Origin of the sequence: Phaeobacter sp. JH20_02 (genome assembly GCF_048056915.1) — a bacterium.
Classification (GTDB): domain Bacteria; phylum Pseudomonadota; class Alphaproteobacteria; order Rhodobacterales; family Rhodobacteraceae; genus Phaeobacter; species Phaeobacter bryozoorum.
The window spans coordinates 214,148-227,025 of record NZ_JAYMVP010000001.1 but is presented as its reverse complement, the minus strand read 5'-3'; the positions used below and the strand labels follow the sequence as shown (position 1 = coordinate 227,025).

Annotated in this window: 8 protein-coding genes; 4 read left to right on the top strand and 4 right to left on the bottom strand. The window is 59.4% G+C overall.

The genetic code is table 11. The features are described 5' to 3' along the window. The first annotated feature begins 93 nt into the window (after positions 1-93). Both VWY34_RS01050 and VWY34_RS01045 read left to right on the top strand, forming a co-directional pair. Positions 94-1,308, top strand: a complete 1,215-nt coding sequence (locus tag VWY34_RS01050; protein WP_340547578.1) for an ROK family transcriptional regulator — start codon at positions 94-96, stop codon at positions 1,306-1,308. Further along, on the top strand, positions 1,298-2,854 hold the full coding sequence (locus tag VWY34_RS01045) for a CRTAC1 family protein (RefSeq protein WP_416544912.1): 1,557 nt from the start codon (positions 1,298-1,300) through the stop codon (positions 2,852-2,854). The genes VWY34_RS01050 and VWY34_RS01045 overlap by 11 nt, the downstream gene beginning before the upstream one ends. Positions 2,855-2,871: 17 nt before the next feature. Here VWY34_RS01045 and VWY34_RS01040 read toward each other — a convergent pair whose 3' ends face one another. After that, positions 2,872-4,125, bottom strand: a complete 1,254-nt coding sequence (locus tag VWY34_RS01040; protein ID WP_416544910.1) for a cytochrome-c peroxidase — start codon at positions 4,123-4,125, stop codon at positions 2,872-2,874. A 91-nt stretch (positions 4,126-4,216) separates the two neighbouring features. Next, entirely contained in the window at positions 4,217-5,275 is a 1,059-nt protein-coding gene (locus tag VWY34_RS01035; protein WP_416544908.1) for an aldose epimerase family protein, read from the bottom strand. Between the two features lie 319 nt (positions 5,276-5,594). On the opposite strand from VWY34_RS01035, the gene VWY34_RS01030 reads away from it, so the two are divergent. Further along, a complete protein-coding gene (locus tag VWY34_RS01030; protein ID WP_416544906.1) occupies positions 5,595-6,278 on the top strand; it encodes a sugar transferase in 684 nt (227 codons plus the stop codon). 86 nt (positions 6,279-6,364) lie between these two features. Continuing rightward, positions 6,365-7,909, top strand: coding sequence for a lipopolysaccharide biosynthesis protein (locus VWY34_RS01025; protein ID WP_340547573.1), 1,545 nt, complete (start codon positions 6,365-6,367; stop codon positions 7,907-7,909). Between the two features lie 830 nt (positions 7,910-8,739). On the opposite strand, the gene VWY34_RS01020 is transcribed toward VWY34_RS01025, so the two are convergent. Beyond that, positions 8,740-10,893 carry a methyl-accepting chemotaxis protein gene (locus VWY34_RS01020; protein ID WP_416544904.1) on the bottom strand — a complete coding sequence of 718 codons (2,154 nt, stop codon included), beginning with the start codon at positions 10,891-10,893 and terminating at the stop codon, positions 8,740-8,742. Between the two features lie 190 nt (positions 10,894-11,083). Continuing rightward, positions 11,084-12,877 (bottom strand): aminopeptidase P family protein, encoded by a 1,794-nt coding sequence (locus VWY34_RS01015; RefSeq protein ID WP_416558494.1) that lies wholly within the window; start codon positions 12,875-12,877, stop codon positions 11,084-11,086. Position 12,878 lies beyond the last annotated feature (1 nt).

Sequence of the window (12,878 nt, the reverse complement as noted above, 5' to 3'; positions counted from 1 at the left end):
GAAACTCAAATTAAATAATGTATCATGAGGCCAGATATCTTGTCGGGCGGCGCTTTCCTGCGATAAGTCGCCTGATAATAAGGGGGAAATACGGTGGTTAAATCGGACAGGCTTTCACATTCCGGCGAACTGCGTGAAAGCAGTCGCCTTCAGGTATTCGATACCATCCGGGCCGCAGGGCAAATCGCACGAATCGATATCGCTCAGGCCACCCGCATCAGCCCCGCCACCGTCACGGCGATCACCGCCGAACTGCTGGCCGCAGGGCTGATCGAGGAAGTCAGCCCGGATACAGCGCGCGGTGCCAAACGCGGCCGCCCACGGGTCGCCCTCAAAATCTGCGGCAGCGCCCATCGGATCGCCGGGCTGAAATTGTCGCATCACGCCATCACGACCCTGATCACCGATTTCGAAGGCACAGAGCTGGTCAGCCACGAAATGCCCCTGCGTGGCGGTCAGATGTCGCCAGAGGCCCTTTGCGAGAAAATTGTCGAAGCCCTGGACCAGAGCTGCGCCAAGGGCGGGTTCACCCGCGCGCACATCTCCGGAGTTGGCATTGGCATGGCCGGCGTTATGGATGCCGAGCGCAATTTCATCTACTGGTCATCGTCGCTCAACGTGCGGAATATCGATCTAGGCAGCCTTCTTGGCAGCTATCTGAGCATGCCGGTGTTTATCGACAACGACGCCAACCTGGTCGCCAAGGCTGAGCATCTCTTCGGTGAAGGTGACACCCGCAGCAACTTTGTCGTGGTGACCGTCGAACATGGTGTCGGCATGGGCATCGTCATCGACAATCAGATATATCGCGGCGCGCGGGGCTGCGGCGCAGAATTTGGCCATATCAAGGTGCAGCTCGAAGGCGCGCTGTGCCAATGCGGCCAGCGCGGCTGTCTGGAAGCTTACGTCGGCGACTACGCCCTGCTGCGCGAGGCGAATATCACCAGTGGCGTCGAACGGCACAAGGATCTCGCCTCGCTTTATGCTGCCGTCGGTGACGGCGACACCATGGCGCAATCCATCCTTGACCGCGCCGGGCGCATGTTTGCCATGGGACTGGCCAATATCGTCAATATATTCGACCCGCAGATGATCGTTTTGGCGGGTGCGCAGCTGGCCTTTGGCTACCTGTCCTCCGACAAAGTGGTGGAGGAAATGCGCCGCTGGGTGGTTCAGGTGGACGGCCCCCTGCCCGAAGTGCGCGTCCATGGCTGGGGCAACAAGATGTGGGCAAAAGGGGCCGCCGCCTATGCGATTGAAGAAGTCTCCGCACTGACCATCCGCGAAGTTGCCAGCCATGCGGGATAAACTCTCATATATCCTCGCGCCGATCTGGCTCCTGCCGCAGATCGCGCTGGCGGACATCCCCGAGCCTCCGGTGTTCCGCTCCCAACCAGTTCCCGCGCATGTCTATGATGGCGGTTGGGAGCATTTCGTGGGTGGAGGGCTCGCCTCGCTGGATTGCAACGACGATAAATTCCCTGATCTGGTGGCGGCGGGCGGCAGCAACCGGGTTCAGCTGATGATCAACCAGAGCGAGGCACCAGGCGCCACGCTGCGGTTTGCATCCGCTACACCGGCCGCCCTCGCACAGACAGGTGTCACCGGCGTCTACCCGCTCGACATTGATGGTGACGGTATTCTCGATCTTGCCCTGCTGCGCGTTGGCGCGGATCAGCTGCTGCGTGGAACCGGAAACTGTCAGTTCGAACCCTTCGATGGTCTGGGGTTTACCAGTGGTGACCACTGGAGCACCGCGTTTTCGGCCACCTGGGAGCCGGGCGCTCAGCTGCCGACGCTTGCCTTTGGCACCTATGTCGACCGAAGCGACCCCGAGGGTCCGTTTGAGGCCTGTGATGACACACTGCTGTATCGACCCGATGGTGACCGCTACGGCCCGGCCATCCGGCTCCAGCCAGGGTACTGCGCGCTGTCCATGCTGTTCACCAATTGGCACCGAAGCGTTGGGGCAACCGCCCGCGGTCGGGCCGATCTTCGGATCAGCAACGACCGACATTACTATGTCCGGGGTGGGCAGGAGCAGATGTGGAAAATGACCACGCCGCCAAAGCTCTACCAGCAGGACGACGGCTGGCTGCCCTTTCACCTCTGGGGGATGGGGATAGCGTCTCGCGATCTGAACGGTGACGGGTTTTCGGATGTCTACCTCACCTCGATGGGAGATCAGAAACTACAGCTGTTTGATCCAAGCGGCACCGGCCCCGCCTACCGCGATGTGACTTATGATTACGGCACCACCGCCCACCGCCCAACCAGCGGCGGTGACGGGCGACCATCCACTGGGTGGCACGCGGATTTTGGCGATGTGAACAACGATGGGCATGACGATATCTTTGTCACCAAGGGAAATGTCGAACAGATGCCCGATGCCGCCATGCGCGACCCGAATACCCTGTTGATTCAAGGGGCAGATGGGCGTTTTGCCGACATGGCCGCCGCTGCGGGTATTGCCAGCATGGAACGTTCTCGCGGCGCCGTGCTGCGCGATCTCAATCTCGATGGGCAGCTTGACCTTGCCGTGATCAACCGGCGCGCGCCAATGGAACTCTACCAGAACACCACCAGCCCATCCGGAAACTGGCTGAGCCTGTCACTCAAGGGCACTGCCCCGAACACGCAGGCAATTGGTGCCTTCGTCGAGCTGGACACAGGCATAAGGATACACACCCGCGAGATCACTGTGGGCGGCGGCCATGCGGGCGGCTCTGCCGGGGATCTGCACTTCGGTCTGGGAGAGAGCGATGATCTGCGGTTGCGCGTTATCTGGCCGGATGGGGAAACCACAATCTGGCAAGAAATCACGCCCAACCAGCATCTTACCCGAACACAATAGACTCCTGGACCGGTAGATCAGCGTTCCACCGGCAGGCCCGATGGAACGCTATCCGGCACCCCAAGCCGCCCCTTGGCTGCGGCGCTGTCGGTCAGCGCTTCCAGAAAGTCCACGAGATCGGCAATATCGCCGTCACTTAGCGCAATCGGATCCAGATCATTCGCCGCCGCGATACGCTCCAGCTCGACCGGATCATCCATGACGGCCCAATCCGACACCCCATCAAGACCGGGCAAGACCGCCTGGCTGCGATCATAAGACATCAGCGCCGCGACGGGATCCAGATGGTGACGCACAACAGCCTCCAAAGTGGCATAGGCGCCGTTATGCCCATAGGGCGCTGTCAGCGCGACATTGCGCAGCGACGGGGTGCGAAAGCGGTAAGCGTCATCCGGGTTTCCAGTCACCCGCAACCGCCCCTCGTCGCGGGCGTGGGTTTCAAATCGGGCGGCCTTGCCCGGACCAAGCTGCGGCATCGCGATTGCATGAAACCTATTGTCCGTCTGCAACCAGCCTGTATGGCACTGGCTGCATCCGGCGCTCCCGTAGAAAAGCTCCTGCCCCCTTGCTGCTGTGGTGGGCAGGGCCTCTCCATGCAGCTGAGCACGATCAAACGGGCTGTCATCAGCGCGCCATTCAAACCGGATAAACGCCGCCAGCATATTGCCGATATCGGTAAAGCGGATGGGTTCTTCCGCTCCCAGAACCTCATCGAAACGCTGCCGATATTCGGGGATCTCTGCGACCCGGCCCGCGATGATATCCCATGCCCCACCGGGATGGCTCAGCTGACCCAGACGTACCGCGCGCGAGACATCATTTTCGCCGTAGTGGCCAGCCATCTCATCTGCCGAAAGCACCGGAAACATCGCCTGTGCGGCCAGCGCGGAATCGAATCCTGCGACCATATCACCTTCCAACGGCGTGCGGATACCCGACCCATATGCGGGGTCAGCCTCCAGTCGGCCGTCGTGGAACATCACATCCATATCATCAGCGCCAAGATTCCAGAGCGCAGGCGCATTACGCGGAATACGCTGTTCAGGACGGTTGTCCGGATCCGCGCGCCGCTCAGGGCCAAGCGTGGTTGCGCCCTCGCCCAGCGACAGGGAGACGCCGTCACCTGTGCCAAACCGTGGATGATGGCAGCTGGCGCAGCTGATGTTGCGGTTGCCCGATAGAATGGGATCATAAAACAGCAGTTGGCCCAGCTCGACCTCTGCCTGTATCTGCGGGGCAAAGCTTGGCCGCGGCCCCAGATCCAAATTCATGGACTGTTCCTCAGCGCTACCAGCACAGGCGAAGGTCGCGTTCGTTATGCAGATCGCAATCGCGCCACACAGGCGATATCGACGCCGGTATTCAGCCATCTTGCTCCCTCTCCGCTACGGAAAATTTCAGCAGCAACTTCTGGCGATACGGATGACCGGGGTCCACCATAACACTCGGGAAATGGGGCTGATTTACCGCATCCGGCAAACCCTGCGGCTCGATACAGACGGCAGAAAAGGGTGCCAACCGCTGTCCATCCCGCGCGGCGCAGGAACTGTTCAGATGACTCGCCGTGTAAATCTGCGCACCCGGTTGATCTGAAAAAACCCGCATGACAACACCATTGGAGGCGCCAAGCTGGGCTACCTCGCGCATATCACCCGAAGCGTTCGGGGGGAAATTCACATGGATATCCGTGCCAAGCCGCTCTGGATCCAGCGCGGCAAAGCTCCGGCCAGCGCGATAGTCAAATCTGGTGCCGCTGGTTGGTGCAATTTCACCCGTAGGCACCCCATCCCGGCGCAGCGGCAGATAGCTCTCGGCGCTGCTGCGCAGGCGATGCTCCCAGATATCGCCCTTGATACCAAGCGTATAATAGTTGTGCTGCGCCAAGCTAATCGGGGTGAGCTGGTCCACCGAAGCTGTCATATAATAGCTGACCGTTGTGCCGGACACGGCAATCCTAAGCCGGATATCGGCACCGCCCGGATAGCCGTTTTCACCATCCGCGGAGAAGTGGCGCAATTCAACCGCCCCGGCCCCCAGCCGCCGCATATCCCAGAACACCCGTCCAAGCCCCTGCGCGCCGCCGTGAAGCTGGTTGCTCCCTTCATTGGCATTAAGAGAAACCTCGCGACCCGCGAGGTGGAAACCCGCCCCGCCAATCCGATTGGCCACCCGGCCAACAATGGCACCCAGATAATACGGATCCCCCAGATAGGCCGCCATATCGGCATATCCCAGCACCATGGGTTGCCAGATTTCACCATCGCGCAGATCCAGCCAGGCCGTTATGGCGCCAAGGTTCATCACCCTTAGCCGCAGATGATCATTCTCCAGATCGAGCCAACGCAATCTCTCGTCAGCATCGTCCCGCAGATGCGAGTGCTGCTGTAAGGCTCTGGAGCGAGGCTGGCTGGATGATGGCATACAGGGGCGTCCTTTGGGTGCAGAACCCCGGAAGTCCTGGTGATGATATTTATTTCACCGATCAAATTAATACGCCGAACGGCGGCTGTCAATTCAACTGTTCGGCCGCATCACCAGCTCGGGAACGCTTGTTCAGCCTGGCTGCCGATCTGCATACCCCGTCTTGAGAACGCCCCAGCATGACTTTGTTTACGACAAAATCTTGCCACGAATTTGAATCAAATCTTAGGAAAGGCGGACGAGATCGCAGCCAGAAAATCGGCCAGCGACCCTGTCGACATAAATGTCGACACCGCGAGGCTGAAGATCGGGGTAAGGCATGAGCGACATTACGAATTTTGACCACCTGCGCGCGCCATCAGACAGCGGTCAGGCGGCAGAACCGCGCTTCGATATTTATGCAAGAATCGGAAAGCGCCTTCTTGATCTGTCACTTGCGCTGGCTCTTCTGCCCGCCCTCGCCCCGGTTATCGCGCTCCTCTGGCTCATCAGCCGACGCGATGGCGGGCCAGGGCTCTTCGGTCATACTCGTATCGGCAAGGACGGAATACCCTTCACCTGCTGGAAAATCCGTACCATGATCCACGGCGCGGAGGATATTCTGGCCGAGCATCTCAAGTCGGACGCTCAAGCGGCCAGCGAATGGGCCCGCGACCGCAAGCTCAGCCGCGATCCACGGGTCACGGGCTTTGGCCTGTTCCTCCGCCGCAGTAGTCTTGATGAGCTGCCACAGATCTGGAACGTGCTGCGCGGTGATATGAGCTTTGTCGGGCCGCGCCCGATCGTGCGCTGCGAACTGCACAGATATGGTCCAGCCGCTTCTGCATATCTGAGCCAAAGACCGGGAATCACCGGGCTGTGGCAGGTATCAGGTCGCAACGATGTCAGCTATGCTGATCGGGTCTCCTTTGACGTTGATTACCTGAAGCGGCGGACATTCGGTTTTGATATCAAACTGATCCTGCTGACCGGCCGCTCAGTCATTGCGCGCACCGGACGGTAAACGGGCCATTAAGCCCTCTGCGGTAATGTTCAGCCAACGGCGATAGGGATCAGGGTCTGTACCAAGGGTGACAGCCGCGGCAGATTATGCTCCCTAACTGCAAAAGCGGGACCAACAGAATGCACGACAGCAATACCGATGCTTCGACACTCAGCCATATATCGCAGGGCCGCGGCCGCCTGGCGCTGATTGGCGTGTTCTGGTCCTTCGTCAACATCATGGTCAGCAACGGCTTGACCGTGGTTGTGTTCCTGGTGACCTCTCTATTGCTGGAGCCCGCCGATTTTGGCGCCGTGGCTCTGGCCACCTCGATCGTCATCTGGGTCATGACATTGGTGCCGCTGCCGCTTGGAGACGCCATCATTCAACGCAGCGACCTGAGGCAGAGCCATCTGGACAGCGCATTCTGGCTGACGATGGTGATCGCACTGGCCACTATTGCGATCCTGGTTCTCTGTGCGCCGATGATCGCGTCCTGGACCAAACTCGAGGCACTTGCGATCATATTGCCTGTGCTGTCGCTCCGTATCCTGTTCGTATCACTTGGAAATATTCCCGCGGCACTGGTGAACCGGCGGATGGAGTTTCGTCATATTGCGTTGCGGACAACCCTTGCAAATGGGCTGGGCGCGGCAGGTTGCCTGCTGCTCGTGTTGCAAGGATATGCCATCTGGGCACTGGTCTGGGCACAGGTCATTACCGCGATTGTCGGCTGCGTCGTCTCCTACTGGGCCGCTGGCTGGCGCCCTGGGCTACAGCTCTCGAGGGCCGCTTTGACGGATCTGCGCGGCTTTACCCTGTTGACGATGGGTGGCCGGATGATCGAACCGACCAAGATCAACCAGATCCTGCTCGGGATCGTCGCCGGCCCAGCAGTGCTCGGCATCTTCTTTTTCGCCCGCAGAATGTGTGAAATCCTGCAGGAGCTTACCATTGGCACGCTCTTGCCTGTCACAAGGGTCCTATTTGCCAGTCTGCAAACTGAAAAAGAACAACAGCGGGAAGCGTTTATCCTCAGCAGCTTCGCCGCTGCAACCGCCGCCTTGCCGCTATTCATCGGCTTCATCATTGTGGCCCCGACGGCGATACCCTTCGTCTTTGGCAGCAAATGGCTCGCCGCGATCTACCCGCTCCAGTGTTTTGCAATGCTCAGCCTGATGATGAGTATCGGCGTCATGCAGGCCTCTTTGCTCAGGTTCTCCGGTCATGCACGTTGGTGGTTCGGATTTGAATGTGTCGTCAGCCTGTCTGGATTTGCAGCGATCCTGCTGCTGGCCCCGGAGGGTCTGAACAGGATCATGTCCGCATTGGTTGGCATTTCCTTCTTGCTCTGGCCGGTCGCCACGCGCAAAACTCTGAAAACCCTCGAAATCTCGGCGACAACCTATATCTTCGATGCACTGCGCCCCGCGCTGATTTCTGTCTCAATGATGTCCATTGCGCTCTTCGCGCTACGTGAGTTGGGGCCGCCGATGTATGGCACCCCACAGCTTATGGCTCAACTTGCGGTCGCAATCCCCACCTATCTGATCATGATCCTCCTCGTGGGCGGCGACCGCTTGCAGCAAATCCTGGGAAAGATCCGCAACAGAAGAGATAGCAATCCAATTGAGCCTGGCGCTCACCAGTAGACGTTTCCACCGGCGACTGCCGTCAGCATTCTGATTTGCACCCGCATCTCAAGTCGCAGGCCTACCGGCCTTCGCAGCCAAACTATGATCCGCAGCACCTTTCCAGCCGACGCCAGCCATCTCATGACGCCATGTCGAGGTTTCGAGGAGCTAGGCCGTTCGGTGCGCGCAGCGGACAAAAGCCGGTACCATGGTCAAAGGCGATACGGTGCAGCATCGGACACTCAGGAAGCAGAGGCTGCCTTGCCGCCCAGAACCATGGAAACCGCTGAAAGAGCCGCGCGGTATTGAAGCAACACCCGCCCATCTGCTTTGACAGGCTTCCGGTTGGCACCGCTCCCACCGCAGGGGTGCCAACAGACCGCGAGCCAGCTCAGGATCGTCGCCCCGTCAGGATCAAACATCCGCTGGTCGTTCGCACGCTGATGGGCAGCGGACAATGGATGCTCCAGACTGAATGATCTCAATCGGGTGCTGCACCACTACCCGGCATGATAGGGATCTGGATCGTCAAACCTGCTTTGCGCCGCCCCGCAACAAACCACTTCAATCAACCAGAGTTGGCGTTAGCGTGTCATCCTTGCGACCTCGCTGATTGCAGGAAACTCAGATCACGGAAACGCTGCCGGACTGCAAACCATCCAGCTCAGGAATGACCCAAAGATCCGACACGGGGCCATCACCGGCAGCAACAGCGGACATCAAAGACGAGAGCCACCACTCAAAGGAGTGGTGGCTCTCAAGCATTTGGCGGAGCTACTCTCGGACTCACCGACCCCGCCTGGACACCCAGTGACGCCCGCGCCTCCAGAGCAGTCTAAGTCAGCGCCCTAGGCCGCAGCCGTATAACTGTGGTGCTGCGCACTCTGCACGGGCTGGCGGCCAGCATCTCCAGTCTGAAAGGCTGTGACCAGCCGCGACAGATTGGTTGTCTCATGGTCCAGCGAACTGCAGGCGGCGGCGGTCTCCTCGCACATGGCGGCATTCTGCTGCTGGGCAGCTTCCAGTGTGCTCATCGCGCCATTCAACTCCGAAATGCCCCTGGATTGCTCGTCGGCCTGTTTGGCAATATCGCCAACATGTTCCGAAATGCTGCCAATGGCATTCATAATGGTCTCCAGAGAGGAATTGGTCCTGCCGACCAGATCCACGCCATGGGCCACCTGCGCTGCGGAGGCGGTAATCAGCTTCTTGATTTCTAGCGCCGATTCAGACGAACGCAGCGCAAGACTGCGGACTTCGGCGGCAACAACCGAGAACCCGCGGCCGGCTTCGCCAGCCCGCGCGGCTTCAACACCGGCGTTCAGGGCAAGCAGGTTTGTCTGAAACGCGATATCGTCAATCATACCGGTGATCCGGGTGATCTGCTCGGAGGTGGCGGCAATCGAATCCATCGCATCAACCGTCTCCCGGGCAACCGCGGAGCTGTTTGTTGCACTCTGATTCACGGATGTGACCAATGCCTCAGTTTCGCGCGCGCCGCTGGCGACATGCTGGACGTTCTGCGTGAGTTCGCTCAGCGACGCCGCAGTCTCTTCCAGCTGAAGCGCGGATTGTTCTGTGCGCTGCGACAGATCGTTGGTTGCCGAGGAAATCTCCGTCAATCCGGTATCGATCGAACGTGCCGAGTCATTGACCGAGGTGATCAGCTTGCTCAACTGTTCAACAGTATTGTTGAAGTCCTGGCGCAGCCCCTCATACTGGCTGGGCATTTCATCGTGGATTTTGACATCCAGCCGCCCGGAAGCCAGCTGTTGCAAATTCTGGGCAAGGGCCTGAACAACCGCCTGCTGCTGCTGCTGATCGCGCAGCTGATTTGCTTCCAGCTCCTCCTTGGATGCCAAACCCTGGCGCAGGGTCTCGATGGACAGGGCCATCGCCCCGATCTCATCTTTACGCTTTGGAATATCAACGGGTTGATGCACCTTCCCGGCGGTAAGATCCTTCATGACCCCAAGCATTCGCCCCAGGGGACGCCGGACAAGCGAGCGCACCGAGAAGAAGATGGTGGCCAGCGTCAGCGCCAGCAAGAGAACATTGGCGATCAGCTGTTCGTAGATGCTTGCCTTTACCGGGTTGACGAAGACATGGCGTGGCACATCCAAGACGACAACCCAGGTCTTGTTCATGCCGTAGGCGGTGAAAGGAAAGAACAGGCGTGTCGACCCATCAGCGCGATCCGAAACAATCTGCACCTCTCCGGTTTCGACAGCGGCCTGGAAATCTGCCACCTCTTCCCCTTCAAAGGCCTGAATCAGCATTTCCGGGTCAGGATGTGACAACCATTTGCCGCCCTGGCCCAGCAGCATCACACTGCCGCCTTCATAAACCGACAGCCCCCGGACAAAATCACCGAGATTATCGAGCACGATATCGACACCGGCAACACCGACGATCTGGCCCTGTGCATTCACAGGCACCGACACCGATGTCAGCAGGCGGTTTTCATTTGAGAGATAAGGTTCGGTGATGACGCTCTCGCCACTGTCGATCGGCAGGCGATACCACTCGGATGTGTCATTGGGATCAACGTTGAACGTCTCGAAATTCAGCCCGCCGGACTCCGCTTTGGTCCAGTAGGCGGCAAAGATACCATCGGCATTTCGCCCCTCTTCACCGGTAATGTAATCTTCGGTGGCGCCGTCCGGAATCGCTGACATCCAGGAAGAGAATACAAGATCATAGCGGCCGGGGACGCCTTCCATGATCTTGATCAGATCGGCGGTGGTTGCATCGCCATCTTCGATATATCCGGATAGCGCGCCGCCTAGCGCCGCCGCAGCTGAGGTCGCTTCGACCAGTTGAGACGACAGGCTTTGCGCGATATCTGAGGCTCGCTGCGACGCGCCCTCCAATACCCGCTCCCTGACCTGTGCAGATTCATTGAGGGCCGTAAATACGCTGAAGCAGAGCATCAGCCCGGTAATTGCAACCGTGGTCGCGGCAAGTAGCTTGCCTGATATTGTGTTGAACAGAGCTGGCATTCATATCTCCACTTGGAAGGCTCGTCTTGCACAACCTCTCGCATATTCGCCTGAACAAAGTGTTGACCCACCGCGCCGGGGGCAGTCCCCCAACCGGTTTACCCAGCAGTTTTCAATTAGATTGAAGATATATTTTAGGCCAGCCCCGAACGAGGACTGGCCGCCGCGCAGCAAAGCGAGAGACAGACCTCTAGATCGGGGCCGTCGCCGCCGACAACCACCGGCCCGCTGCATCGCTGACCAAGGGCGATAACCGCTGCAGCACATCCTGATGATACGTATTCAGCCAACAGCGTTCGTCCTCACTCAGATCTGCCGGGATCAACATGTCGGTTTGTATTGGTGCAAGCGTCATATTGCGAAAGCTGAGGAACCCATCACTTTCTTCAATAACCTCAAAGATGTTCTCAATCCGGATGCCAAAACGCCCGGCCTCGTAATAGCCCGGCTCGATCGACACAACCATGCCAGGCACCAGATCCACCGGATTATAGGGCTTGCCGATGCGTTGCGGGTGCTCGTGCACCGAGAGCCGATGTCCGATGCCATGACCGGTGCCATGGTCGTAATCCAAGCCGAGGTCCCAGAGCGGTCGCCGACAGATCGCATCTATATGATGGCCCTGCGTACCCCGGGGAAACCGCAGCGTGGCCAGCGCATGGAACGCGCGAAACACCGCCGTATACGCCCGGTCATAGCCGTCGGGGCGCATCCCGAAGGCATAGCTGCGCGTGGCATCGGTGGTCCCGGTGTCATACTGGCCGCCGCTGTCCAGCAGATAGGGATTCTGTGGCATTATCGGAGCATTACGCCCGTTGGTGGCCGCGTAGTGGCACATTGCAGCATTGCCTGCCGCGGCTGAGATCGTCTGAAAGCTCTCGGTCAGAAAACCCGGACGCGCCTGTCGGCAGGACAGGATCTGTGCTTCCGCCTCACGCTCGGTCACTGGCTCACCAGCCGCCGCGCGCGCAGGAACCGTCTGCGCCAACCAGGCCGAGAACTCGACCCAGGCCACCCCGTCTTCCAGATGGCAATCATGCAGACCGGCGATTTCGACCGGATTCTTAACGGATTTGGTCCGGGTCAATATACTGGCCACCGCAGCCGCAGTCGCCCCGGCGTCGGCAATAGTATGACGCACCGCAACCGGCGAAAAATCCGGATCAAACAGGATCCGTTCTCCGGCGTTGCATCGGCTTTGAAGAGCGCCAAGAAACTGCGAGACCGGCTGGGCGGTCGCGATGTCCGGCAGGTGATCCTTGACCTCATCATCCAGCTTGGCCGGATCAACGAACCAAGTGACCGTCCCGTTTCTCTCGGCAATGAGAAAGGACTGCGGCATCGGGTTGAAGGCCACGTCATCCCCACGCACGTTCAGCAGCCAGGCAATATTGTCAGGTTGTGTCTCAACCAGACATGCGGCGTCCTGCTCGCTCAGATATGCTGCAAGATCCGCACATTTCTCGGCACTGCTCCGCCCGGCCCATTGCATCGGAAAAACGCTGATCCGCCCGGTCGGCGCTGGCGGCTGGTCCGACCAGATCGCATCCACCGGATTGTCGCCTTGCGGCAACATCGTCGCACTGGCCTGCACAGCGGATGCGGCAAACCGATCGAACCAGCCGGGTGGCAGGTGCATCGGGTCGAACCCGATCTGCCAGCCTGCCTGCGCAACCGCGCCCAGCCAGTGTTCCGGTGGCTGTTCAAAAATGTGAAGCCGCGAAAACAGCGGTCCTGAGCATTCATTTGCGACCTGCACGGTATAGCGGCCATCCACAAACACGGCGACGGTCTCAGCCGTGATGATGGCCATTCCAGCCGATCCGGTAAAACCTGTGACATAGGCAAGGCGTTCGTCATGGGGAGCCACATATTCCCCCTGATGCGCGTCAAACCGGGGCAGAATGAAGGCATCCAGATCGCGGGCACGCAGCTCGCGGCGCAGATCGGCAATGCGGGCAGCGGCAGGGGGCCCGCTCAACATG